Annotated in this window: 18 protein-coding genes; 5 read left to right on the top strand and 13 right to left on the bottom strand. The window is 67.5% G+C overall.

Annotated features, from left to right (window positions below; genetic code table 11):
- The first annotated feature begins 24 nt into the window (after positions 1 to 24).
- On the top strand, positions 25 to 3204 hold the full coding sequence (locus AC1DN2_RS01190) for an efflux RND transporter permease subunit (RefSeq protein ID WP_476848893.1): 3180 nt from the start codon (positions 25 to 27) through the stop codon (positions 3202 to 3204).
- On the opposite strand, the gene AC1DN2_RS01185 is transcribed toward AC1DN2_RS01190, so the two are convergent.
- The 5 genes from AC1DN2_RS01185 to AC1DN2_RS01165 form a co-directional block, all read right to left on the bottom strand.
- On the bottom strand, positions 3201 to 7505 hold the full coding sequence (locus AC1DN2_RS01185; RefSeq protein WP_476848892.1) for a Pls/PosA family non-ribosomal peptide synthetase: 4305 nt from the start codon (positions 7503 to 7505) through the stop codon (positions 3201 to 3203). The genes AC1DN2_RS01190 and AC1DN2_RS01185 overlap by 4 nt on opposite strands.
- A gap of 15 nt (positions 7506 to 7520) precedes the next feature.
- Positions 7521 to 8972 carry an aspartate kinase gene (locus tag AC1DN2_RS01180; protein ID WP_476848891.1) on the bottom strand — a complete coding sequence of 484 codons (1452 nt, stop codon included), beginning with the start codon at positions 8970 to 8972 and terminating at the stop codon, positions 7521 to 7523.
- A 75-nt stretch (positions 8973 to 9047) separates the two neighbouring features.
- A complete protein-coding gene (gene ectB, locus AC1DN2_RS01175) occupies positions 9048 to 10319 on the bottom strand; it encodes a diaminobutyrate--2-oxoglutarate transaminase (RefSeq protein WP_476848890.1) in 1272 nt (423 codons plus the stop codon).
- 473 nt (positions 10320 to 10792) lie between these two features.
- On the bottom strand, positions 10793 to 11824 hold the full coding sequence (locus tag AC1DN2_RS01170) for a M20/M25/M40 family metallo-hydrolase (protein WP_476848889.1): 1032 nt from the start codon (positions 11822 to 11824) through the stop codon (positions 10793 to 10795).
- Positions 11825 to 11867: 43 nt separating this feature from the next.
- The gene (locus AC1DN2_RS01165) at positions 11868 to 13295 is read right to left on the bottom strand and encodes an MFS transporter (protein ID WP_476848888.1); all 1428 of its coding nucleotides are present in this window, start codon (positions 13293 to 13295) and stop codon (positions 11868 to 11870) included.
- Between the two features lie 277 nt (positions 13296 to 13572).
- Here AC1DN2_RS01165 and AC1DN2_RS01160 point away from each other — a divergent pair, with 277 nt between their 5' ends.
- Both AC1DN2_RS01160 and AC1DN2_RS01155 read left to right on the top strand, forming a co-directional pair.
- Positions 13573 to 14697: an LLM class flavin-dependent oxidoreductase gene (locus tag AC1DN2_RS01160; RefSeq protein ID WP_476848887.1), complete on the top strand. Its 1125-nt coding sequence runs from the start codon at positions 13573 to 13575 to the stop codon at positions 14695 to 14697.
- Positions 14697 to 15158: a MarR family winged helix-turn-helix transcriptional regulator gene (locus AC1DN2_RS01155; protein ID WP_223916163.1), complete on the top strand. Its 462-nt coding sequence runs from the start codon at positions 14697 to 14699 to the stop codon at positions 15156 to 15158. The genes AC1DN2_RS01160 and AC1DN2_RS01155 overlap by 1 nt, the downstream gene beginning before the upstream one ends.
- 26 nt (positions 15159 to 15184) lie before the next feature.
- On the opposite strand, the gene AC1DN2_RS01150 is transcribed toward AC1DN2_RS01155, so the two are convergent.
- The 3 genes from AC1DN2_RS01150 to AC1DN2_RS01140 form a co-directional block, all read right to left on the bottom strand.
- Positions 15185 to 15988 (bottom strand): transglutaminase-like domain-containing protein, encoded by an 804-nt coding sequence (locus AC1DN2_RS01150; protein ID WP_476848886.1) that lies wholly within the window; start codon positions 15986 to 15988, stop codon positions 15185 to 15187.
- Positions 15989 to 16073: 85 nt separating this feature from the next.
- Complete coding sequence (locus AC1DN2_RS01145) at positions 16074 to 16904, bottom strand: hypothetical protein (protein WP_476848885.1); 831 nt, start codon at positions 16902 to 16904, stop codon at positions 16074 to 16076.
- A 30-nt stretch (positions 16905 to 16934) separates the two neighbouring features.
- A complete protein-coding gene (locus tag AC1DN2_RS01140; protein ID WP_476848884.1) occupies positions 16935 to 18377 on the bottom strand; it encodes a M20/M25/M40 family metallo-hydrolase in 1443 nt (480 codons plus the stop codon).
- 126 nt (positions 18378 to 18503) lie between these two features.
- On the opposite strand from AC1DN2_RS01140, the gene AC1DN2_RS01135 reads away from it, so the two are divergent.
- A complete protein-coding gene (locus tag AC1DN2_RS01135; RefSeq protein ID WP_476848883.1) occupies positions 18504 to 19178 on the top strand; it encodes a DUF1684 domain-containing protein in 675 nt (224 codons plus the stop codon).
- A gap of 4 nt (positions 19179 to 19182) precedes the next feature.
- Positions 19183 to 19668 (top strand): GtrA family protein, encoded by a 486-nt coding sequence (locus AC1DN2_RS01130; RefSeq protein WP_476848882.1) that lies wholly within the window; start codon positions 19183 to 19185, stop codon positions 19666 to 19668.
- A gap of 80 nt (positions 19669 to 19748) precedes the next feature.
- Here AC1DN2_RS01130 and AC1DN2_RS01125 read toward each other — a convergent pair whose 3' ends face one another.
- From AC1DN2_RS01125 to AC1DN2_RS01105, 5 genes are read right to left on the bottom strand one after another with little or no spacing between them, the layout of a single operon-like run.
- Positions 19749 to 20903 carry a cysteine desulfurase family protein gene (locus AC1DN2_RS01125; RefSeq protein ID WP_476848881.1) on the bottom strand — a complete coding sequence of 385 codons (1155 nt, stop codon included), beginning with the start codon at positions 20901 to 20903 and terminating at the stop codon, positions 19749 to 19751.
- Positions 20904 to 20911: 8 nt separating this feature from the next.
- The gene (gene nadC / locus AC1DN2_RS01120; RefSeq protein ID WP_476849012.1) at positions 20912 to 21838 is read right to left on the bottom strand and encodes a carboxylating nicotinate-nucleotide diphosphorylase; all 927 of its coding nucleotides are present in this window, start codon (positions 21836 to 21838) and stop codon (positions 20912 to 20914) included.
- A 35-nt stretch (positions 21839 to 21873) separates the two neighbouring features.
- Positions 21874 to 23715 (bottom strand): L-aspartate oxidase, encoded by a 1842-nt coding sequence (locus tag AC1DN2_RS01115; protein ID WP_476848880.1) that lies wholly within the window; start codon positions 23713 to 23715, stop codon positions 21874 to 21876.
- A complete protein-coding gene (nadA, locus tag AC1DN2_RS01110; protein WP_476848879.1) occupies positions 23712 to 25019 on the bottom strand; it encodes a quinolinate synthase NadA in 1308 nt (435 codons plus the stop codon). The genes AC1DN2_RS01115 and nadA overlap by 4 nt, the downstream gene beginning before the upstream one ends.
- A complete protein-coding gene (locus AC1DN2_RS01105) occupies positions 25016 to 25732 on the bottom strand; it encodes an NUDIX hydrolase (RefSeq protein WP_230012031.1) in 717 nt (238 codons plus the stop codon). The genes nadA and AC1DN2_RS01105 overlap by 4 nt, the downstream gene beginning before the upstream one ends.
- Between the last annotated feature and the right edge of the window lie 128 nt (positions 25733 to 25860).

Genomic DNA, 25860 nt, shown 5'->3' with positions numbered 1-25860 from the left:
CCCGACCCACCAGGAGACCATGAGATGTTCCGGCTCGCAAAGCTGTCTCTAGCCAACCGGGCCCTGATCGCGCTGATCACGGTGTTCGCTTGCGTTTTCGGCGTGATCACGATGTCCTCGCTGAAACAGGAGCTCATCCCCTCCATCGAGTTCCCGCAGATCACCGTGATCTCCTCGATGCCCGGTGCGTCGCCGGAAGTCGTGGACAAGCAGATCAGTGCCCCGTTGGAAAAGGCGCTGAACAGCGTCGAGGGGCTGGAATCGACGTCGTCAACGTCCCGGAACGGCGTCTCGCAGATTTCCCTGGCGTTCACCTACGGCTCCAACCTGGACCGGGCCCGGAACCAGATCGACCGCGCCATCTCCAACGCCAAGCAGGCCCTGCCGAAGGACGTCCAGCCGCAGGCGATCGCCGGGAGCATCAGCGACTTCCCGATCGTCTTCCTGGCCGTGTCCTCCGACAAACCGCTCAGTGAACTCAACGCCGAACTCGCCCGGCTCAGCGTCCCTGTGCTGCAGAAGCTCGACGGCGTGCGCGGCGCCGACGTGACCGGCGGCGCCACGCAACACATCCAGATCCTGCCGCGGCCCCGGGACCTGGCGGCATCGGGCACGAGCCTCCAGGCCATCAGCGACGCGCTGAAGAACAACGGTGCATTGGTCCCGGCCGGCACCATCGAGGAACAGGGCAAAACCCTCTCGCTGCAGATCGGCAGCCCCGTGGACTCCCTCGACGCCATCAAGGCCCTCCCGCTGGGCGCGGCCCGTGATGCGGCGACGATCGGCAGCGTGGCGGATGTCAGCCTGGTCGAGGACGCCCGCACGTCAATCACGCGGACCAACGGCAAGGAAACCCTCGCCCTGTCCGTGACCAAGAAGCCCGAGGGCGACACCGTCGCGATCTCCCACGCGGTCAAGGACGCCATCCCGCAGCTTGAGGCCGAGCTTGGCTCCAACGCCAAATTCACCCCGGTCTTCGACCAGGCGCCGTTCATCGAGAAGTCCATCAAGGACCTCACCACCGAGGGCCTGCTGGGACTGGGCTTCGCCGTCCTGGTGATTCTGGTGTTCCTGATGTCAGTGCGCGCCACCCTGGTGACGGCTGTGTCCATCCCGCTGTCCCTGCTGATCACGTTCATCGGCCTCGCTGGCACCGGCTACTCGCTCAACATCCTCACCCTTGGCGCGCTCACCATCGCGATCGGCCGCGTCGTGGACGACTCGATCGTGGTCATCGAAAACATCAAACGGCACCTGAGCTACGGCGAGGACAAGATCACCGCGATCGGGACCGCCATCCGCGAAGTTGCCGGCGCCATCACGGCGTCCACCCTGACCACCGTGGCCGTCTTCCTGCCCATCGCCTTCGTCGGCGACCTGGCCGGTGCGCTGTTCCGGCCGTTCGCCCTGACAGTGACCATCGCCCTGCTCTCCTCGCTGCTGGTCTCGCTGACCATCGTGCCGGTGCTGGCCTACTGGTTCCTGCGCACGCCCGCCGTCACCGGCTCTCCGGCTTCTGCCGCTGGCATTGCCGCCAAGGCGCACGAGGCCGAGCAGAGCACGCTCCTGCAGCGCGGCTACCTGCCTGTCCTGTCCGGCACGCAGCGGCACCCGGTCCTCACCCTGGTCGCCGCGGCCCTGGTGCTTGCCGGCACCGTGGCGATGTCCCCGTTGCTCGCCACCGACCTCCTGGGCCGCTCCGGCGAGAACAGCATGACCGTCAAGCAGGCCCTGCCGGCAGGGACCAGCCTTGACGAGGCCAGCGCTTCGGCGATCCGCGTCGAGGACACCCTGCGGGGCATCGACGGAATCAAGGACGTCCAGGCCACCACCGGCAACGCCCAGACCGGCTTCTCGGCCCTGCTCTCCTCCGGCGCGTCCAATTCGACGTTCACCGTGGTGACGGACGAGAAAGCCAACCAGGGCAAGCTCCAGGAGACTGTCCGCAGCGAACTCTCCAAGCTCGGCGACGCCGGAAAGATCACGGTTGGTTCCCAGCAGGGCGGCTTCGGCACTTCGTCAACCGTGGACATCACCCTCAAGGCCGCCACCACCGCCGACCTCCAGACGGCCAGTGACGCGATGGTCAAGGCCATGGACGGTGTCCCGGGCAGCAGCGAAGTGGCCACCAACCTGGCCGCCAGCCAGCCGGTGGTCCAGGTCAAGGTGGACCGCGCCAAGGCCGTCGCGGCCGGCCTGAACGAGGAGCGCGTGGCCGGGGTCCTGGCCGCCACGATCAGCCCGATTCCGGCCGGGACGATCCGCATCGACACCAACGATTTCCCGGTCCGGATTGGCGAGGGCACCCGCTTCACGAGCATCGAGGCCGTCCGGGACATGCCGCTCCCGACGGCGGCCGGCGCCGTTGCGCTGGGCAGCATCGCCTCGGTAGAGCAGGTGGACGTCCCCGTCTCCATCACTGCCAGCAACGGCCAGCGCACCGCTCGGGTCTCGGTGACGCCGTCGGGCTCCAACCTCGGCGCGGTCAGCACCGAAGTGCAGAACCGGCTCAAGTCAGTCCAGCTGCCGCCCGGGGTGACCGCCACGATCGGCGGTGCCACGACGCAGCAGGCCGATTCGTTCCGCCAGCTCGGGCTCGCACTGCTCGCTGCCATCGCGATCGTCTACGTGATCATGGTGGCTGCGTTCAAATCGCTCGTGCAGCCGCTGATCCTGCTGGTCTCCGTCCCGTTCGCCGCGACAGGCGCAATCGCCCTGCTCGTGGTGACCGGTGTGCCGTTGGGCCTGCCGTCGCTGATCGGCATGTTGATGCTCGTGGGCATCGTGGTGACCAACGCGATTGTGCTGATCGACCTCATCAACCAGTATCGCCAGCCGCGCAACGGCGAACCCGGGATGAACGTGGCGGACGCGATCATGCACGGCGCCCGCCAGCGCCTCCGCCCCATCCTCATGACGGCGCTCGCCACGGTGTTCGCCCTGACACCGATGGCGCTGGGACTGACCGGCGGCGGCGGATTCATCTCCCAGCCCCTGGCGATCGTGGTGATCGGCGGCCTGATCTCCTCCACCGCCCTCACACTCATCCTGGTCCCGGTGCTGTACCGGCTCGTGGAAGGCCGGCGCGAGCGCAGGACACTGCAGAAGTCGCTGCGCCGCGGACGCCATTCCGGGCCGGCCGTGACCGAGGACTTCCCCGACGACTTCCCCGAAGACGCTCCCCTGCCAACCAGTTCGCACTAGGAACCAGAACCCGGCGTCCCTGCCTTGTCCTCGGCCTCGACGTTAGGCTTGACGAGGGTCCGCGCTGCCTTGGGCGCCCTGTGCGTTCCGTGAGTTGCGTAGGTTCCCTTCGAGAGTCTTGGCCGGCCGGCCGCCGCCGCGACGCCGTCCCTGTGACGGGGCCCGCTGGACACCAAGGCCGCGAGCGGTTTAGGGGCGACGGGGCTTGTCACCTCCCGCGCCGGGTTGCCGGTATAGGTTGAATCTTCAGGGACGTCTTCGCCCTTCATCAAGAGGGCGTCGGCGCCGAGTGACGAACCATCCTGCATCGTCACCCCGTAGTTGACCCACGAATCCACGCCCAGAGAGCAGCGGTTGCCGAGAACGATGTAGTCGGACTTGAAGGCCCCGTCTTCCATGGAGTGGCCCTGAATGGTGGCTCCTTCATTGAACGCACAGTCATCACCGATAGCCACAAGAGTTTTCTCCGGTATGTTGGCGCCGGCATCGTAGAGCCGCTTGCCGACCTTGACGCCCAGCATCCGCCAGATCACGGGCTTGAACGGGGTTCCGTTGAAGCCCGGCATGGCCAGCAGCTTCCATAGACGTTCGTGCCGCCAGAAGTAGGGGTCGTAGATCGAGCAGTATTGCGGTTTCAGGTGGCGGAAGCCCATGACCGAGCGCTCAACAAGCACGGCAATCAGTACGCGGAACAGCAGCAAGGTGAGCATCATGGCTGCGATCGCCAGCACACCGAGGAAGCTGAATGCCGACACGGCAACGGCGGCGCTGAGTGTGGCGACAAACAACAGGAACCAGCGCACGGCCAGGAACAGCACCATGCTCAGGATGTTGTGCCGGTTCTTTGCCGGGAGAGCGCTGTTCCGCGCCTCTGCAATCGTCTGTTCATCAAACTGGGCGTCACGTTGAACAGACCGAGGAATCTCGAACGGCGGTGACCCCAGCAGGCCCACATCCGCACGGATCGGACCGTCGATCGGAATCATCACCTTCGTGGCCAAAAGACAGTTCTCCCCGACCCTGGATCCGATCGGAACACTGATGGCATTACCGAGAAAGTTGTGGCCAGCCAGGTGGACCCGCGAGAGACGGAACGACGTGCTTGAGAAGTCGGCGTTCATCATGTTGAGGCCGTCCGCGACCATAGTTCCTGTTCCCACTGAGCTCAGGAACGGCGACTCGTGGGCCAGTGTGGGGCCGAAGTTTGACCCGGTTTGCTCCACCCTGCCGAGGTTATAACCCAAGGCCTTCAGATAGTGCACGATGTACGAACTGTCGCCGAAGACGTCTTTGTACAGTTTGACGTTGGACACGCGGGCGATCATGCGCTGGAGAGTGAAGTGCACGCCGTACAGCGGATAGACCTTTTCCGGCTTGATGAAGCGGTTGAGCAAACGCGGGATGCTGAAGATGATGATCAGGCCGGTGATCAGCCCGACAACGAACAGAACCAGCGTTACGGCGAGTACGTCTATGAAAAAGCTTGGGGAGCCGGGCTGCAGGTGTCCGGTGCTCAGGTAGGGCGGCAGGAGCACGGCCAGCCCGAGAAGGCCCGCCGGAACCACCAGCACCAAACGGTTGAACAACTGGAGAAGGCTGAAAATGACCCTGCGTCGCGTGCCGCAATTAGTGGGCGGGACACGCAGGTAATTGGTGTTGGTGCGCGCAGCAGGCGAACCGTGCCAGATTTGTCCATCAGGTACAACCTGCCCGGTCTGCAACGATGAAGCATGTCCCAGCTGAGTCTCGTCTCCCATCGACGTACCGATGTCCAACGTGGTTTTCTCCGACACAAGGACATTTCTGCCCAGCATCACGGGACCGGTTTCAATCATGCCAGAGCGTGCCCGATAGCATTGGAACGAGGAGTTCTTCTGGATGACTGTGTTGTCACCGACGCTGAGCAGGTCCGGGCACGCGGGCACCTTCCGGGAGAAGATCACCACCCCCTTGCCGATCTTTGCGCCCAGGAGCCGCAGGTACACCACATACAGCGGAGAGCCGGCGAACAAGACCAGTGGATTAGCCCTGGTAAGTGTCTTGACTGCCCAAAAACGGAGATAAGCCAGACTCCATATTCGAATGTTGCCCGGCTTCCACCGCCCAACCAGAATCCACTTGGCGAGGATCGGGGTCACGGAAAGGATCAGGAACATGGCGGCGCCGAAACCAATGGACCGCAGCCACATGTCAAATGGATTGCTGCCCCCGGATGTCCACTGGAAGCCGATAATCAGCAGGGAAGCAGCGTACGAAGTGTAACCCAGGAAAATCAGCAACTGAATTGCCCCGCACATGACGAACTGGAAGGTGCTGGGTGGTGGCATCGGTACCGGGGGTACGGCGCCGGTCTCAGGTACGGCCGCGCTGAGGACGGATTCACTGTGCCGGGCTTCGAGGCACGCGGCGAGCTGCCGGACCGTCGGGTTCTCATAGATATCCTGCATCGCGGCTGCGGGCAGGGCGGTTTCTTTCCTGATGCGGGCGCAATAGCGGGCCATCAACAGCGAGTCGGCGCCAAGGTCATTGAAGAAGTGGGCATCGGTGGAAACCTTCTCAAGGCTCAGGACGGTGCCAAGCTGCGCGGCCAGGGCCTCTTCGGCGGCGGTTGTGGGGGCAGTGAAGGACCCCGCAGCCGCCCGGCTGATCCTGTGCTCGGGACGGGGTAGCCGCTTCCTGTCCACTTTGTCGCTGGCCATCATCGGAATGGAGTCCAGCTGTTCAAAATAGGCAGGAACCATGTATCCGGGGAGCCTGGTGCGCAGCATCCGGTGGAGGTCATGAGCATCCACGCCCTCCACGTCCTGGCGAAGGGTGTAGTAGGCCGCCAGCTCCACGGTTCCTTGTTCCGGCTCATACGTCTGTACGACTGCCTGTGCAATGCCGGGGAGCTGCAGGAGGACGGATTCTATTTCGCTCAGTTCGATGCGGTAGCCACGTATTTTGACTTGGGTATCGATCCGGCCGAAATATTCGAGCTGCCCGTCGTCGTTCACCCGTCCGAGGTCCCCTGTGCGATAAATCCGGCCGGACGGGTTGTTCTCGATTCCGAGGAAATCCGGGACAAAGGCCCGCTCCGTCAGGTCCTGACGGTTCACGTACCCGCGCGCCAGCCCCACCCCTGCGAGGCCGATTTCTCCCATTTCACCGCGCGGCAGGGCCCGAAGCTCGGCGGGATCCACAATGACCGCGGTGTAGGTGGGCAAGGGCACTCCGAGGGACACGGGCAGGTCCGGGTCCAGGACCGACCAGGTGGCAGTCACGGTCGCTTCGGTGGGGCCGTAGACGTTCAGGAAGCGCCGGCCGGGGCGGTGCCAGCGCATCACGAGATCCTTCGGGCACGCCTCTCCGGAGACCAGCAGGAACCGCAAATCGGGCAGGTCCTCGTCAAGCGTCGCCAGCAGCGTTGGAACGCAGCAAAGGGCGGTGATCCGTTTTTCCTGCAGGTACTCCGCGAGTTCGGCACCCAGCATGCTGGACCGGCCCGGCTTGGGCACCAGCGTGGCTCCGACCATCCAGGCAACCCAGATTTCCTCCACCGAGAAATCGAAGGCGATCGTCATGCCTTGGTACACGCGGTCCGTGGACTCAATCCCGTAGATGTCAGAGGCCACCCGGACAAAATTGCAGATGCTGGCCTGCTCCACTGCCACGCCCTTGGGCCGGCCGGTCGAGCCGGAGGTGTAGATAATGTAGGCCAGCTCATCCTTGGTTCCGCCATGGTCCGCGCTTCCCAAACGGGAGGAATCCTTGGCGTCGATCTGGGCCTGCACATCATCGACGCACACCGTGACAGCGGCCACCTCAGGCAGCAGATCCCTCAGATGGGACAGAGACAGGACCATGGCCACGTTGGCGTCCTCGACAATGTACTGAAGACGGTCAGGGGGGAAACCCGGGTCCAGGGGAACATAGGCCGCGTGGATCTTCAGAACGGCCAGCATCGCCACGTAGGCCCGCCATGGCTGGTCAAAGAGCAGGGCGATGCGGTCACCCGGCCGGGCACCGCACACCAAGAGATGCCGCGCCAGCTGGTTCGCCCGTTCATCCAGCTCCGTGTACGTCAGGACAACGTCCCCCGCATCGACGGCAACCTGGTCGCCGCGCCCCTGTTCCCGCAAGCGGTCGCAACTATCCTCAAACAGCCGGTCCAACCGCTCGCCCCGCCGCCAGCGGGCGGCCTGATCGGGCGCAGCCGACGTCAGGACAGTTCCGCCTTCCGAGCCGCCGATCATCGACATGATTCCCCGCAACTCGGGAGGTCTGGTGAGGCCGTTTCCGGTCCTCGCGGTCTTGCCCATCCTTTAGCTCCTTCGCTAGAAGTGACGTGCCACAGTTCTGTCGCCCGCCGGAACAGGGGTCATATCCTGGCCGGAAATCGGGACCCACGTCTGGAGCGGGGGGCCAACAGCGGGTGTGAGATGGCCTTCATGACCGGCCGCCGTTGCCTCGTCCGCCGGGGTCATGCCGAAGGCCCGCCGGACAGCGCGCTCGGCATCCGCGAGCCGGTCGGCGTGCGTGACAGCCCCCACGGACGTCTCGGAGATGTCGACGAGATCGAGCTCCACGTCGGCGTCGGACAGGGCCTTGAGGAAGGTGCAGAAGATTTGCGGGGACGACCGCATGCCCAGTCCAGTAATGGACACCCGGCCCACCCGGTCGTCGTGCTGCAAACCTTCAAATCCAATGCTTCCCTTTTCGGCATCCAGCACAGCAAGGGCGTTACCTGCATGGGCAGCAGGCACGATCAGTGCAACATCGGAACGCCTCGGGCCGGGGCCGGCCGTATTTTGGACAATTGCCTGGACATGCGCCCCGGACCGAGAGAGGACATGCAAGATGCGCGCCATGCTCTCCGGCTGGTCCGGAATTCCCACGACAGTGATTTTCGACGCCGAGTTGACCCCGGCTACAGCGGTCACCTCGGGTTGTTCCCTGGCGGGCTGGAGCAGTGGATGACGGTCAAGGCCGGGCAGGATCAACGTCCCGGGCTCCGGCACGAAGGAGGACCTCACATGGATCGGAATACCGAACCGGCGGGCGTATTCAACACACCGCAGGTGCAATACCTTGCAGCCGGAGGCGGCGAACTCAAGCATTTCCTCGCTCGAGAGGATCTCGATCTTCCGCGCCGTCGGGACAACCCGGGGGTCCGCGGTGTAGACGCCGTCGACGTCCGTGTATATCTCGCAAATATCGGCTTCGAGCGCAGCGGCCAGGGCGACCGCGGTGAGATCCGAGCCGCCACGGCCGAGCGTGGTCACCCTGTTCCGTTTCTGCGTCCTGCCCTGGAATCCTGCGACGATGGGGACCTCGCCACGGGCCAGACTACTGCGGACGCGGTCCGGCCTGACATCGGTGATGTGTGCCTTGCCGTGGATGTTGTCGGTAATGAGGCCGGCCGCACTGCCCGTAAATGTGCGGGGCAGCTGGCCGAGATCCGCCAGGGCAATCGCCAAAAGGGCCGAGGACACAAGCTCGCCGATGCTCAGCAGGGCGTCAAGGTCCACAGGCAAGGGCCGGGCGGAAACTTCCGCGGCAAGATCGCAGAGTTCATCGGTGGTGTCCCCCATGGCGGACACCACCGCCACGACCCGATAGCCGTTGGTCCGTGTTTTGGCGATCCGCTCGGCTGCCCGGAGGATACCCGCGGCATCCGCCAGGGACGAACCGCCAAACTTTTGAACAATGACACTACCCGGGGGAATCGCCCGGTCGGTTTCCGCTAGATCACTGTCGTTGAAAGCTGTTGCCTTGCGGGTACCCATTTTGCTCCCCGAAATCTACTTCGATTCTTGCAAGGGGCACTGGCCCCTTCGAGCCGTTTCGCCCTGATCGGATGCTCAAATGGTTGATCCCAAGGCCACCGGCTCCCCGGTCACAGTCACTGCAGCCGCAGCGAGAATATCGAGTCCCTTCTGAAGATCCTCGGGGCTGATAGTCAGCGCGGGCATCGTCTTGACCACTTCCCCTTCGGGTCCGGACGTTTCCACGAGCAGACCCCGGGCAAAGGATTCAGCCGCAATCCTCTCCGCAGTCTCGGGGTTGGGGTAGTAAACACCCGCGAGCAGTCCCCGGCCACGGACCGTGGCGCCTTCGACGCCCGCTGCGATCTGGGTAAGCCCCTCGTGGAGCTGGGAAATGAGCCCCGCGACGCTTGACTGGAAGCTGCCGTCCCGCCAGTAGTGCTCCAGGGCAGCGGCGCCGGTGACAAATGCCGGGTTGTGCCCCCGGAAAGTTCCGTTGTGCTCGCCAGGCTTCCAAATATCCAGTCCGGGTTTGAACAGTGTCAGTGCCAAAGGCAGTCCAAAGCCCGAGATGGACTTCGACAGGCAGACGATATCCGGAGTGATCCCCGCCTCCTCGAAGCTGAAGAAGGTCCCGGTCCGTCCGCAGCCGGCCTGGACATCATCCACGATGAGCAGGATGTCGTGTTGCCGGCACAGCTCGGCAAGGCCTCGCAGCCAGGACACCCGGGCGGCCCTGAGCCCACCCTCGCCCTGGACGGTTTCCACGATCACCGCTGCGGGCTTATCGATGCCCGATCCCCTGTCCTCCAAGGCTTGCCGGAGCCACAGAAAGTCCGGCATCTGACCATTGAAGAACCCGTCATAGGGCATGCTCGATGTGTTCGTCAGCGGGACGCCGGCTCCCTGCCGTTTCATTGAATTGCCCGTGACCGACAACGATCCCAGGGTCATCCCGTGAAACGCGTTGGTGAAGCTCAGGACATGCTGCCTGCCGGTAACCTTCCGGGCAAGCTTCAGGGCTGCCTCCACTGAGTTTGTTCCCGTCGGTCCGGGGAACATGACTTTGTAGTCCAAATTCCTGGGCTCGAGGATCAACTCCCGGAAGGTTTCCAGGAAGCGCCGCTTGGCCGGTGTTTTCATATCGAGTGAATGAACGATTGCGCCGGAGAGAAGATAGTCCACCAGCGGCTGCAGCAGCACCGGGTTGTTGTGCCCGTAGTTCAGTGCTCCGGCACCGGAAAAGAAGTCCAAATATTCTCTGCCGTCTTCACTGTAGAGGCTGCTGCCGGACGCACGTTCAAACACGGTGTCCCAACTGCGGCAGTAGCTGCGGACCTCAGACTCCAAGCTTTCGAAGATATCCATCTGTCGATTTCCCCCGTACTTCCGACTAGCGAAGTTGCCCGAGCGCAAACACAACCCGGGTTCCCGGATGACGGGCGCGGGGAAGGGGACAGCGCAACGCCTGTGGCGCACTGACCTTTGCTTCACGGGGCCCGTATTTACTCCCGCATAGAGGTGCTCTAGGCGGGAACTGGGCAGATCCTAGACGCCTGCCCAAATGCTTTTCCGTTTCTTATCGTAAACTCAGGAAACTCACAGCACCTGAGTAGCGGGTACCTGTCTTTTCCCCTCAAACGGCTGATTAACTACCCGATTCGGCGGGGTTTCTCACCTTTGACGGCCCCGGGCTACTCGGAAAAATGCCGGCTGCCGGGCATCCGGCGGACATGGGCGCCGGCGCCATGGACATCCGACTTCCTCTGCCAACGGGGCCGGCGAACGCGGCGAGGGATGGGACACCGTTTTGAGAGTCGTTTGAAAGGCGAAGCTGGTGTTTAGCCGGTCTTGGCCATCGCGTAGGCCACGGTGCCGTAGGCCAGGGCGCCGGACATTTCGGTGAGCAGTTGCGGGTTGGTGTTGGCGATGGTGTCGCAGGCCTCGTGGTAGCAGGGATCCAGGTCCTTGCCGGCCACCCCGCCAAAGGACTGCGCCTGGGCCTGGGTCTTCTTCTCGACATCCCCGGTGAACAGCCCGCCGCCGGGAATGCCGGCCGAGAGGAAGGCGTCGTAGTCCGAGCCGCCGTCAAAGGGCGTGGTCTCTGCCGGCAGCGCGTTCTCCTGGAAGTACCGGAACAGGATGTCCTCGATCGCCTTGGACCCGGCCGGGCCGCCGTCGCCGAAATCCGATCCGTCCCCGTCATGCACGGACCGCACACCGTTGGGCGAGGCCGCCATGTCCACGTTCAGGTTCGCGGCGGTCTGGCCGATCTCGGTCTGGCTGAGTTCGTCGACGTAGTGCTGGGACCCGTACAGGCCGTCCTCCTCGCCGCCCCAGAACGCGAACCGGACCCGGTTGGCCGGGGTGATCCCGGCCTCCTTCATCCACCGCGCGGTCTCCAGGACGGCCGCGACCCCGCTGGCGTTGTCGTTGATGCCCGGGCCCTCCTGCACGGAGTCCAGGTGCGCGCCCACCACCACGGTGTGCCCGGCATCGCCACCCGTGTCGGCGAGGATGTTGAAGGACTCCACCGTCTTGCCGCGGCGGCCGTCCTCTTTGAACGTGAAGCTCTGCCGCACCGGCGAGTACCCGGCCGCGCGCAGCTGTTCCTCGACGTATCGGGCCGACTCCTCATACCCCGAGGTGCCCGAGGCCCGGTTCCCGCCGTTGGCATCGGCCACCCGCTGCAGCGCCTGCAGGTGCCCCACCACGTCCCGGGACTCGAACGCCGCCAGCACCGCGCGCGCGTCCACCGTGCTCGCCGGGGCCAGCACGGTGGGTGCCGAACATCCCGAAACCAAAAGGCTGATTGCCACCAGGACAGCCGCGGCCGCCGCGCGCCCCCGCTCGTACCTCCGCGTACCCGTCACGCTAAGAACATACTTCCTCAGTCGCCGGGGAGGAAGGCCACCCCTAGTGCGAGCCGGCCCTAAGCGGTGCGGCGGCCACGGCCGCCGGGTCGGAGAAGGCCAGACGGGGCACCACCACCAGCGCGGCAGCGGCGGCAAGCCCGGTGACTCCGCAGATGGTCCATACCGTGAGGTAGCCAGCGAGCGGCGCCGCGGTCTGACCGGCGTCCCCCGCGCCGGCCCCGGCCTCGGCCAGGACGTGGCTGACCAGGGCGATGCCGAACACCGCGGACGCGAAGGCTCCGCCGATGGTCTTGGTGGTGTTGGTCAAACCCGTGGCCATCGCGGTCCGGTTGAGGGGCGCGGCCGCAGCGGCCGCCGAAGGCAGCGCCGCCACGAGGGCCCCGGAGCCGACCCCGGCGATCGCCATGTTGGCCAGCGCTTGGGCGAGACTGCCGTGGAACGGCAGGAACAGCAGGTAGCCCAGGCCCACGAGCGTGGCGGCGCCCACGAGGGTCCAGCGCGGGGTGAGCCGGCGGGTCACCACCGGGTACAGCAGCGCGCCCACCAGCAGCGCCAGCACGTAGACCCCGATGATGATGGAGACCTGCCCGGCGCGCAGCCCGAGGCCGTAGCCGTGCAGCGCGGGATCCGTCCGGGCGAAGGTGGACAGCGGGGCCTGCGCGCCGAGCACCGAGACGCCAAAGAGCCCGGCGGTCAGCTGGACGGGCCACATGGACTTACCCCGCAGCATTCGGATGTCGACGAGCGGATCGGCCGCGCGCAGCTCCAACCGCGCAAACGGAACGAACACCAGAATTCCGGCTCCCACCAGCGCCCACGGCCACCACGCGCCGGCCCCGTTGAGGCGCATGAAGGTCAGCCCGGACGTGACAAGCAGCAGCCCGAGGGCGAGGAGCGTGAAGCCGCGGGTGTCCACGCGTCCGCCGCTGCGCTCCCGCGACTCCGGCACGCCAAACCTGACGGCGAACCAGCATGCGGAGACGGCCACCGCGGGGACCAGGAGCACCAGCTGCAGCTGGCCCGCGAACACTTCCACGAGCGCACCGGCGGCGAGCGCCCCGGCGATGACACCGGCTTCCAGCGCCCCGACGAGGACGCCGGCCGCGCGCCGCGTGCGGGCGGCGCCGTCGGGCAGCTGATGGACGCGGCTGAAGATCAGGGCAATTTCCAGGGGCAGCCAGACCACGTAGAAACCCTGGAACGACCACGCGGCCAGGAAGGTCCAGAAGTCCGGGGCGAGCGCGACGCCCCAGGAGGCCGTGGCGGTGACCAGCGTGGAAACCAGCAGGATCCTCTTGTGCCCGTACATGTCCCCCAGCTTGGCCAGCACCGGGACGGCGAGGGCGCTGACCATGAGCTGCGCGGCCTCGAACCAGTTGACGTCGGCGTCGTGGATTCCCAGGTGCCGGGCGATATCGGTGAGGATGGGCGTGTAATAGCCCTGCAGGACTCCACTGGTGAGCTCCACCAGACACAGAAAAGCTACAACACGGCGCATGGCGGCCTTCCGGGAGGGCGGGCACCTCGCGGCCAGCCGATTGATTGCATCCTAGGCCCGCGCCGTCGCCGAAGGCGGGAACGCGGCCGGCAACGCGGCCGGGAAGACGGGGCGGGAAACCCGGCCGGAACGGCGCGGGAATATTCGTCCACGCCGGGCGTTATACCGGTCGATAGATGCAAACGCATCTAAATCGGCTATAGTAGAAGCAGATCCCGGATCCACCCCGGCCACGGAAAGGCACACCATGCAGATCGGCGTATTCAGCGTCAGCGACATCACCACCGACCCCACCACGGGCCGCACCCCGAATGAGCACGAGCGCATCAAGGCGTCCGTGGCGATCGCCAAGAAGGTCGAAGAGATCGGCATGGATGTCTATGCCATCGGCGAGCACCATAACCGGCCGTTCTTCTCGTCCTCCCCCACCACCACGCTGGCGTACATCGCGGCCCAGACCGAGCGCATCATCCTGTCCACGGCCACGACCCTGATCACCACGAACGACCCCGTGAAGATCGCAGAGGACTTCGCGATGCTCCAGCACCTCGCGGACGGACGCGTGGACTTGGTCCTGGGCCGCGGCAACACCGCCCCCGTCTACCCCTGGTTCGGCAAGAACATCCAGGACGGGATCGAACTCGCGATCGAGAACTACTCCCTGCTGCGCCGCCTCTGGGACGAGGACACCGTCAACTGGTCCGGCAAGCACCGCACCCCGTTGCAGAACTTCACCTCCACCCCCCGCCCGCTCGACGGCGTCGCCCCCTTCGTGTGGCACGGCTCGATCCGCACGCCGCAGATCGCCGAAGTGGCGGCGTACTACGGTGACGGCTTCTTCGCCAACAACATCTTCTGGCCCAAGGAGCACTACCAGCAGCTGATCGGCCTCTACCGCGAACGCTATGAGCACTACGGCCACGGCAAGGCGGACCAGGCGATTGTGGGCCTCGGCGGCCAGTTCTTCATGCGGAAGAACTCCCAGGACGCCGTCAAGGAGTTCCGCCCCTACTTCGACAACGCCCCGGTCTACGGCCACGGCCCCTCGCTGGAGGACTTCACGTCCCAGACCCCGTTGACCGTCGGCAGCCCGCAGGAAGTGATCGAAAAGACCCTGACGTTCAGGGAGTACTTCGGCGACTACCAGCGCCAGCTCTTCCTGATCGACCACGCCGGCCTGCCGCTGAAGACCGTCCTGGAACAGCTGGACCTGTTCGGCGAGGAGGTGCTGCCGGTGCTGCGAAAGGAATATGCCGCGCTCAAGCCGGCACACGTTCCCGAACCGCCGACGCACGCCGGCCGGGTGGCGGCCGCGCTGGCAGCGGGCACCGCCGACGCCGCCGCGGCAGAGACCACCGTTCAGGGCTCATGATGCCCGCCAAGACTACCGAATCGCCGGTACGCCTGGCCGCGGAAACCTGGGAGTCCCTGTTCCGGGCCCAGGTGGCGGTGATGCGCAAACTGCAGGCGGCGCCGGCATTCAAAGCCCTGGCGCTCAATGAGTACGACGTCCTGTTTACGCTCTCCCGCTGCCCCTCCGGGTGGCTGCGCCTGAACGAACTCAACGACAACGTGCTGCTGAGCCAGTCCAGCCTGAGCCGGCTGGTGGAGCGGCTCGGGAAGCGCGGGCTCGTTGAACGGACTCCAGCCCCGGAGGACGGCCGCGGGATCCTCATCCGGCTCACCGATGCCGGACGGGACCTGCAGAAGCAGATCGGCCGGGAACACGTGCGCGACATCGCCGCGCTCGTGGGCCCGGCCCTCTCCGCCGCCGAACAGCAGGAGCTGCTGCGGCTGACCGAGAAGCTCCGCGCCGCTGTCTCCGTGCGCTAAGACCGTGCCCTGAGGCCGTGCGCTGCCTAGTGGATCGCGACGAGCTGCGCCGGGTCTTCCTGCGGCAGGTCATCGACGACGGCGGTGACGCTGAGTTCCTTCAGGGACAGGCTGCCGCCCACGGTGGACAGGAAGGCGGTGTCCGAGGAATCGCGTCCTGCCGTGATCCGCAGCATGCTCTCCCGTGGCGCCAGCCCCGTGGGGTCGATGACGTGCCAGGCGCCGTTGATGTGCGCCTCGGCCACGGCATGGAAGTCCATCGGGGCCAGTCCCGGGGCGTAGACGGCGGCCAGCCGGGCCGGGACGTTCTTGGAACGCAGCAGGGCAATGGCGAGGTGGGCAAAGTCCCGGCAGACGCCGCGGCGGTGCAGCAGTGTTTCGACCGCGCCGTCGGTCCCCCGCGAGGATCCGCTGACGTAGCGCAGCTCGTTGAAAACCCAGTCCCGGACGGCGTGGAGCAACTCCTCGCCCTGGAGCCCCCCGAATTCGGCATAGGCGGTGGGCAACAGCCGGTCCGATTCCGCGTAGCGGCTGGGCCGGACATAGCGGATCAGTTCCATGAGCCCGGGTTCCTCGGGCAGCGCGAAGCCGGTGACGGTGGCCGAATACTCAACCAGGACTTCGGTGGGTTCGGCGAATTCCATGTAGTGGAAGCGGCCGCCGTGATGGTCCGAGAGCTCGGTCAGCGGCACGTCCCCGCCTCCCGCGGTCACCCTGAGCGATTCTTCAATCGAGTCGTAGCCGGCGTTCCGGGCCACCGCCACGGCGAGAGCCACCTTGGTTTCGGCAACGGTCTTGAAGGCCAGGCGGGCGGCTACGGCGCGTTCCATGTATCTCTGTCTCCGGGATGTGGGATTGAGGTGGGTGCAGGGGAAGCCGCCGTCAACGGCCCGGGGATGTGCGGGGCGGGCGGGACTAGTTTTTGATCTTCAGAGACATTAGCATCCGCTGGACGTTCGCGAATTCGGACCCCTCATTGACGTACTTGGCCGCCTGGTCGAGAGTGTCGAAGGCCTTGGCGGGGGCAACCTTCTGGTCCGGCGCCAACGCTTTGAGCACTGTCAGGTCCCCGAACGAATAGTCCCCCTTGCCGGCCGGGCCACGGACCACGTTCTGCAACGCGCAGCTCCTGCCGCCGGCGCCGCCCACCACGTTGGTGATGCCGTAGGAGCCGAAGTATTTGTAGCCCTGGATCACCCGGAACACCACGTGCGGGTCAATGGTTCCCCCGCCGCCGGCGCGCGGCAGGTCAACCGGCACGCTGCTGACCACGACGTAGTTGCGGGCGGCGTCGTCCGGGCAGGCCGCGGCCGGCTGCGGGGGCAGGCCGGTCTGCAAGGTGGCCAGGTAAGCGCCGCCGGCGTCCTTGACGGTGATCTTCAGCGCCCCGGGCAGCGCACCGGCGTTGGGAGCTACGGACTGGACAATCCAGTCCTGCGGCACCTCAAAACTGACGGACTTTGCCGGGTCGGTAAAGACCTTCCAGGCCGCTGCGCTCGAGCCCGCGCTGGGGGAAGCGCCGGCCGAGGCGGCGGCACCAGTGGTGGCAGACGGCGTCGCACTCTCACTCGCACCGGGACCCGCAGTGTCCGCCGCGCTGCTGCCCGCGGTCCAGACCGGCGTCCCCTTGCCGTCGCTGCTGCAGCCCGAAAGGGCTGCCGCCGCGACCGCGAGCACCGCACCGGTGCGCAGCACAGCGCACCGGATTCCTGCAGTGCCTGCTGAAGAAGGGGCCGTCCCTGTCATGGTGCCAGCGTAGCCGGGACGCCGCATGACTCAGAGCTCCCGCATCAGTGTTTCGTAGAACCGGACCCCCTGCTCCAGTGTCTCCAGCCCGATCTTTTCGTCAACGGCGTGGATCGAGCCGCGGGCCCGGACGTCCATGAAGAAGGGCGCGAAGCGGTACACGGCACCGCAGATCCCGGTGAAACGGCGCGAGTCGGTGCCGCCCATCATGATGTAGGGGGTGATGATCGCCTCGGGGAAGACCTGCCCGATGCAGTTCGCCAGCAGGTCCCACTGGGCCCCCGAGGACGGCGACACCGGAGACGGGTCGTTGCCCTCCACGACGCGCAGTTCGACTTTCGGGTCGCGGATGATTTTCCGCAGCAGTGCCATGGTGCCCTCGACCGTCTCCCCCACCGCCACCCTGATGTTGGCGTTGGCCTTCGCCGTGGCGGCGAGGACGTTGGCCCCGGAGCTGCCTTCGAGCGTGGTGATGGCGACGGTGGTTCGGGTCATGGCGTTGGTCTCGCTGCCGAGCCGGCCGAAGAGCCAGGTGATCGGCGCCCGGAGCAGTGCCACGTTCGCGAACACGGCCCGCAGCGGTGGCGGGGTGTGCGGGCCGAAGCGGCGCAGCATCTCGGCGGTCACCTCCGGCAGCGACTGCGGGAACGGGCTGCGCTCGATCCGGGTGATGGCACGGGCCAGCCGCGCCGTCGCCCCCATCCGCGGCGGCGTGGAGGCGTGTCCGCCCGGGTCCCGGGTCAGCAGCTCCACGTCCAGGATTCCCTTTTCGGCCACGCCGACGACGGCGGCCGGCCGGCTCACCCCTGGGAAGGCGCCGCCCGCGACGGCACCGCCCTCGTCCAGCACGAGCCAGGGCACCACGCCGCGGCCGGCCAGCAGGTCCGCGGCGGCCGCTGCGCTGTTGCCGGCCGTCTCCTCGTTGTTGCCGAACGAGAAGTAGAGGTCGTGCGCGGGCGCATACCCCGCCAGCAGCAGGCTCTCGGCCGCTTCCAGGATGGCCACGAGCTGGCCCTTGTCATCGAGCGTCCCGCGGCCCCAGAGGAACGTGCCGTCGTTGTGGCCGGAGAACGGCGGGTGTGTCCACTCCCCCGGGTCGTCTGCCGGGACGACGTCGTAGTGCGCCATCAGCACCGACGCCCGGTGCACGGCCGCTGGGTCCTCCGCTGGTGCGGCGCCGGGCCAGCGGTACAGGAGGGCGTGGCCGTTGATCCGCTCCAGTTCCAGGGCAGCATGGACCGCCGGATACAACCGGGGCAGCGCCGCGATGAAGGCCTCGAACTCGGCTGTTTCCACCTCGGCCCCGGCATGGGAGGACCCCGCGGCCCGGATGGACACGGTCCGGTACGTCACGAGCTCCGCCAGCGACGCCGCCGCGCGCCCGGCGCCCGGCGGGTGCCCGGGGCCGCCCGGTGTTCCGCCGGGGCTCTTGAGGGTATTGCCGGCGGCCGCGTTCTGCAGGGGGTTGCGCATGCGCGAAAGTCTACGGCCGGAGGGTCCGCCGGAACGGGCTATTCGGCGCGCGGGTCCGGCCCCGGGATCCGGGGCACAATTTCGGCGCACAAATTTCGGCCCCGCGAAAGCGGATACGCTGGGGGCATGGCCGAACAGAGCATTGACGGAACGCACTTTGGGGATCTGGGCGACGTGGCAGGCATGTCGGCCCTCGATATCGCGGACTGGCGGCTGCGGACCTTTGCCCTCTACGCCACCACGCGGAAGATTGCCGCGGACAGCCCGGCCGAGGCGCATTCCTACTGGCGCCAGGAGCGGGACCGCATGTTCGGCACCCATCCGGCCTCCGCGCTGACGGCCGAGGCCAAGGCCACTTTCGGCGGCCTGAAGACGGCGGACTACGATCCGATCTACCGTTTCCACGTGCCGCTGACCCCCGAGGGCGCCGGGCGGGAGATGAACGTAGAGACCGGGACCGACGGCCTGGTCCGGTTTGTGCGGCTGGGCACCTTCGACCTGCCCGAGATGGGACAGCTCGCGGTCTGGAAGCTCAGGGGCTACGGCGGGGGCATCTTCGTGCCGTTCCGTGACGCCACCGCAGGCCAGCCCGGCGGCAGTTACGGCGCTGGACGCTACCTCCTGGACACCATCAAGGGAGCTTTCCACGGCGTGCGGGGCTCCGGGCCCCAGGCCGAATTCATCCTGGACTTCAATTTCGCCTACAACCCCTCGTGCGCCTACAACGAGGCCTGGGCATGTCCGCTGGCGGGCCCGACAAACCGGCTGGCCGTGGACATCCCCGTGGGCGAGCTGTACTGAGCGGATGGAGTCCCAGCTCGAACAGCTTGACCCTGCCCCCGCCGTCGTCCTCGGGCCGAAGACCCGCCGGTACCGTGGAGTCCTCCGTTACCCCGTGGTCCGGCAGTTCATCCGGTTCACCGGCGTCGGCATTGTCTGCACCCTGACCTCCCTGGCCCTGTACGCCCTCTCCCGGCCCTGGCTTGGGGCCCAGCCGGCCAACGCGGCGGCCCTGATCCTGACGTCGTTCATGAATACCGCCCTCAACCGGCGCCTGACGTTCAAGATCACCGAACGCCGCCGGATGAAGCGCGACCACCTCAACGGCCTGATCGTGATCCTCGTCGCGCTGCTGATCACCGGCGGCAGCCTCGCCGTCCTGCACTGGGTCAACCCGGACGCCACCGTGGCCGAGGAGCTGTGGACCACCACCCTCTCCGGTTTCGCCGCCACCGCCGTGCGGTTCACGATGCTGCGGCACTGGATCTTCCGCCGCGCCCGCCACCGCTGACGTCGCCCGGGGCCCTCACCCCGGGTTGAGCTATCAGTTCAAGCCGCTATGGAGGCCCGATAAAGACATTTAGTGACAGCTCAACCGGTGGAGGGGGTCCCGAGGGAGCGGACGCCGGCGACGGCGTTGCGGACCGCGGCCGCCGCCTCCTGCAACTGCGCTGCCGTCACGGTCGAGTCAAAGCTGAACCGCACCGCCGTCTGGGCGATCTCGGGCTCGATGCCCAGGGCCAGCAGCACCGGCGAGGGCGCATCCGAGCCGGCGGCGCACGCGGAACCGCTGGAGCAGATGATGCCCTGGCGTTCGAGCTCCAGCAGCACGGACTCGCCGCTGGTGCCCGGGAAGCAGAAGGATGCCACCGAGGGCAGCCGCTCGGTGGGGTGGCCGGTGAGCAGTGCGCCGGGAACACCGGCCAGCACGGCGTCAATGAACCCGTCGCGGAGGGCAGCGACGTGCCCGGCCGGTTCCCGCGGCAGCGCCAGTGCCGTCGCCAGCGCCACGGCCCCGGCGACGTTTTCCGTGCCCGACCGGCGGCCCCGTTCCTGCCCGCCGCCGTGGACCAGCGGTTCAAGCCGGACCCGGCCGCGCACAAACAGCGCGCCGCTGCCTTTGGGCGCGCCCAGCTTGTGGCCGGAAATGCTGAGCGCGTCCACGCCCAGTGCGCCGGTGTCCAGCGGCAGCCAGCCGGCGGCCTGGACGGCGTCGGTGTGGAACGGGACCCCGTGGGCATGGGCCAGCGCCGCGAGCCGGGCGATGGGCTGGACCGTGCCGACCTCGTTGTTGGCGTACATGGTGCTGACCAGGGCCGTGCCGGGCTGCAGCACGGCGGCGAGGGCCTCTTCGCTTACCTGCCCGAAGCGGTCCACGGGGATCACGTCGACGGCGAACCCGTGGACCCGTTCAAGGTACCTGGCGGATTCTTCCACCGCGGGATGCTCGACGGCGCTGATCGCCACCCGGTCCAGGCGCGGATCGGCGGCGCGCCGGGCCAGGGCGATGCCCTTGACGGCGAGGTTGTCCGCTTCCGTGCCGCCGGAGGTGAAGACGACTTCCCCGGGGCGGCAGCCGAGGGCCCTGGCGGTTGCGGCGCGGGCCCCTGCGAGCGCCGCGGCAGCCGCCTCACCCAGGGAGTGATGGCTTGACGGGTTGCCGAATTCGCCCGTGAGGTACGGCCACATGGCCTCCAGCACCTCGCGGCGGACCGGGGTGGTGGCCGCGGCGTCGAGGAAGATCATGGCGCGCCTCAGCCGGCCGCCGGGCCGGCGCCTGAGTCGACGGCCGGCTCGACGTCAAGCTCAATGTCCAGGCCGAGGTCCAGTGCCGTGACACTGTGCGTCAGGGCGCCGATCGAGATGACGTCCACCCCGGTGGCCGCGATGTCCGCCACGGTGGCGAGGTTGACGTTGCCGCTGGCCTCGACGCGGGCCCGGCCGCCCACCAGCCCGACGCCGGCCGCGAGCTCGGCCAGGGAGAAGTTGTCCAGCATGATGGTGTCCACCCCGGCGGCCAGGACGGGCTCGATCTGCTCCATGGCGTCCACCTCCACTTCGAAGTGTGTTGTGTGGCCGAGCTGGGCCTTGGCGCCGCTGAGCACTGCGGTCAGCTTCGCCGGATCGCCGCCGGTGAGGACGGCCAGGTGGTTGTCCTTGGCCAGGACGGCGTCGGAGAGGCTGAAGCGGTGGTTGGCGCCGCCGCCGCAGCGGACGGCGTAGCGTTCGAGCACCCGCAGCCCCGGCGTGGTCTTGCGGGTATCGGTGATCCGGGCCCGGGTGCCGGCCACGAGCGCCACGAACTCGGCCGTTTTGGTGGCGATGGCGCTCATCCGCTGGACCAGGTTCAGTGCGACGCGTTCGGCCAGCAGCACGGCGCGGGCGTTCCCGGTCACGCGGGCCAGGGCGGTTCCGGCGGCGAAGGCCTCGCCGTCGTGGACCAGCAGTTCGACGACGGCGCCCGGGTCGGTCAGCCGCATCGCCGCGGCGAAGACCTCCCCGCCGCTCAGCACCCCGGGAGCGCGGGCGTTGAGCACCGCGGTGGCCCGCGCCTGCGCCGGGATGAGCGTCTGGGAAGTGACGTCCCCGTACGGGGCGTCCTCCTGCAGCGCCGCGCGGAGGACGGCCAGGACGGCGGCCTCGGGCAGGCTCCCGGCGAGCGCCGCGGTGCGGGAGGGCAGGGTTTCCGGGGCAGCGGTTGCGTGGGCAGTGGTGGTCACGAGGAAATCCTTTGCATGGAATGGGTGAGGGCTGAGGCGTCGTCCGTGTCCGCCCGGTAGTGGGCTCCGACGGACTGCGTGCGGTTCAGGGCAGCCGCCACAAGCAGGCGGGCCGCGAGGAGCAGGTTCCGGTCCTCATGGGCATCCTGGCAGAGCCAGTCACTGTGGCCGGCATCGGGAGCGGTCTCAGAATGGACAACGGCGTCCCAGGCCGCAAGCACGGTCTCCGCCTCCCGCAGTTGCTCCCCGCTGCGCATTACCCCGGCGTCCGCCGTCATCAACCGCCGAAGAGCGTCGCGCGTGAAAACCCCGTACGCGGATACCGACTTCACAAAATCTTCGGACACGCTCGCTAAAGTGTCCTCCCCTGACGTGAAGTCGTGCGACGGCGCTGCGGAAGCGTGCGTCAAGGGGAGGCCGCCCGCGGCCGTGGGCCCACACGATCCGGGTTCCCTGGCCGAGCTTGCGAGGCTAGGGGGATCGTGGGGAGCACACGGAGCAGTGGTGTCGTGCGACGGGTCGGCGCGCAGGAAGTCCTCGACCGCCCGGCGGCCGAACACCAGGCCCTCCAGCAGCGAGTTGCTCGCCAGCCGGTTGGCCCCTTGGGCGCCCGTGCGGGCCACCTCGCCGGCGGCATACAGGCCGGGTACCGACGTGCGGCCCCACAGGTCGGTGCACACGCCACCCATCCAGTAGTGGGCTGCCGGGGACACGGGTACGGTCTCTGTGGTCCAGTCGTACCCTGCGGCGAGGGTGGCCGCCGTGATGGTCGGGAACCGCCGGGCCAGGAAGCCCGCGCCCCGCTCTGCTTCGATGCCGCGGGCGTCCAGGTAGACCGGGCTGTCCGGCGCGGCCCCGGTGGCGGCCAGGTGCAGGGCGATGCTGCGGGAGACGACGTCGCGGGGGGCCAGTTCGGCGTCGGGGTGGTAGTCGGGCATGAAGCGGTATCCCGCGGCATCCAGCAGCACCGCGCCCTCGCCGCGGACCGCTTCGGAGATGAGCAGGGCCGGCGGCCCGCCTGGAATCTCCCCGGCGGCAAGGGTGGTGGGGTGGAACTGGAAGAACTCGAGGTCCCGCACCGCGGCGCCGGCACGCCATGCCAGGGCCAGGCCGTCGGCGGTGGCGACGGCGGGGTTGCTGGTGCGGGCAAAGAGCCGGCCCGCACCGCCGGTGGCGAGGAGGACGGCGTCGGCGGCCAGCTCCTGGGGCCGTCCGCCGGCCTGGTAGGCCACGCCGGTGACCCGGGCCGGCGTCGGGGGTGCGCTGCCGGGCTGTGACGGAGCTTCCGGGCGGACACCAGGTTCGGTCAGGAGCCCGGTGACGAACGCGCTGGTCTCCACCCGGAGCCGGCCGTGGCCGGCGCGGTCCAGGACGGCGCGTTCGAGGACGGCGGCGACGAGCCCGCGGGCGATGCAGGCGCCCGTCGCGTCCCCGCCGGCGTGCAGGATGCGCGGGGCCGAGTGTGCCGCTTCCAGGCCCAGGGCCGGTCCGCCGTCGGGAGCTGCGTCGAAGTGCACGCCGTAGCGGCCCAGGCCGGCGATGTCCCGGACAGCCTCCGTGCACAGGATCCGGACTGCCTCGGGGTCGTTGAGCCCGGCACCGGCGGCGAGCGTGTCCGCGATGTGCGCTGCCACGGAGTCCCCGGGGGCAGCATCCTCCGGGGCCAGCACGGCCGAGATGCCGCCCTGGGCGTAGAAGGTGTTGCTTTGCTCCAGCGTCCCCTTGCTCAGGAGGACCACTTCGATGTCACGGCCGCCGGTGGCGGCGTCGTCGGTGGCGAGCAGCGCGGCGTAGAGCCCAGCAATCCCGCTGCCGACGATCACGAGCCGCCTGGTCACGGCCGCGCCGCCAGCATGCGTTCCAGGGCCACCCTGGCCGGGGCGGCCACGTCCTCGTCCACGGTGATGCGGTTCAGCACCTCGCCGCGGACGAGCGCTTCCAGGACCCAGGCGAGGTATCCGGGGTGGATGCGGTACATCGTGGAGCAGGGGCAGATCACCGGGTCGAGGCAGAAGATGGTGTGCTGCGGGTATTCCGCAGCGAGCCGGTTCACCATGTTGATCTCGGTGCCGATCGCAAACGTGGTGGGCTCCGTTGCCGCGGCGATGGCCTTCTTGATGAAGTCGGTGGACCCGGCGGAATCGGCGGCATCCACCACCTCCATGGGGCATTCCGGGTGCACGATCACCTGCACGCCGGGGAACTCGGCGCGGGCCTTTTCGATCTGGCCCACGTTGAAGCGCTTGTGGACCGAACAGAAGCCGTGCCAGAGGATTACCCGGGAATCGAGCAGGGCCTGTTCGTCGTTGCCGCCGAGGTCCTTGCGCGGGTTCCACATCGGCATCTGCTCCAGCGGCACCCCCATGGCCTTCGCGGTGTTGCGGCCCAGGTGCTGGTCGGGGAAGAACAGCACGCGCTGGCCGCGTTCAAACGCCCATTCCAGCACCGTCGCGGCGTTCGAGGAGGTGCAGACGATCCCGCCGCGCTCGCCGCAGAAGCCCTTGAGGGCGGCGGAGGAGTTCATGTAGGTGACCGGGATGACAGGGACCCGGCCCTCGGCGTCGGGCTCGGTGCCGAAGACCTCCTCAAGCTGTTCCCAGCACTCGGTGACCGAGTCGATGTCCGCCATGTCGGCCATCGAGCAGCCGGCGGCCAGGTTGGGCAGGATCACGGCCTGGTCGGGGCGGGACAGGATGTCCGCCGTCTCGGCCATGAAGTGCACGCCGCAGAAGACGATGGCCTCAGCGTCGGGCCGGGTCAGGGCGGCGTTGGCGAGCTGGAACGAATCGCCCACGAAGTCGGCGTATTCGATCACTTCGTCGCGCTGGTAGAAGTGCCCCAGCACGACGGCGCGGTCCCCCAGTGCCGCTTTGGCGGCGCGGATCCGGGCGTCGAGCTCGGCGTCGGAAGCGAGCTTGTATTCTTCCGGGAGCTGGCCCTGCCGGGGAGTGGAGGCCGGTGCGACGTCGGTGGAGGAGGCCCCCGGCCCGTAGGCGGGCACGCCGGCGAGGGCCTCGGCGAGGTCGTAGTCCCAGGGCCCGCGGGCCAGCGCGGGGCTGCAGGTGGAGGCGGCCGTGCCCTGTGCCAGAGTAGTGGCCTGCTCGCGCGTGATCAGCTGGATTGCCGTGTTGACGCTGCTCATGGTGTGCTCCTGTTGTCTGGGTCGAGGCCTGGGCGGCCGGTGAAGCGGTAGAGGCGGGGCGGGCGGTGCTTGCCGCCCTGCAGATAATGGTCGGTTTCTTCGATTTCCGGCGTGGCCTTGACCTGCCGGCGGAAGTTGGCGGGATCGAGTTCGCGGTCCAGGACGGCCTCGTAGACCTCCCGGACCTGGGCGAGGGTGAAGTACTCGCCCAGCAGGTGGTAGGCGATGGATCCGTAGGCCATCTTGTTGCGCAGCCGCCACAGCGCGTAGTCGACGATCGAGTTGTGGTCGAAGGCCAGCCCGTCCAGCCTGTCGGCGCGGAACCAGCGCACGTTCTCCGATTCGTCGGCCAGCGCGGCCTCCGTGGGCTGGACGAGTGCCCAGTACACGATCGAGACGACGCGCTGGGTGGGCGAGCGGTGCAGCCCGCCAAAGGCGTAGAGCTGTTCGAGGTAGTTCGGGGCCAGCCCGGTGGTCTCGCGCAGGTTCCGCGAGGCGGCGTCCTGGAGTGACTCGGAGTGCGTGAGCGGGCCGCCCGGCAGCGCCCAGAGGCCCTTGAACGGTTCGCGGATCCGGCGCACCAGCGGGATCCACAGCGTGGGCCGCCCGGAGCGTTCGCTGGGACGCAGCGCAAAGATCACCGTGGAGATGGCCAGCGACGGCGGCGCGGTCTGGCGCTCCGAGACGTTGGCTGCTGTGGTGTAAACGGTGATCTACCCGCCCTCTGAGGTCCCGGGCGGGTCCCGCGATGGACTGCCCGGCTGGATCCGGCCCGACCGCCGGATTAGTTATAGTCACATTGACTAGAACTAATGATACGGCCGCGCCGCCCGGGCGCAAA

It is taken from the genome of Arthrobacter sp. 01L42 (assembly GCF_056400005.1).
This window is presented reverse-complemented; position numbering and strand designations above follow the sequence as displayed.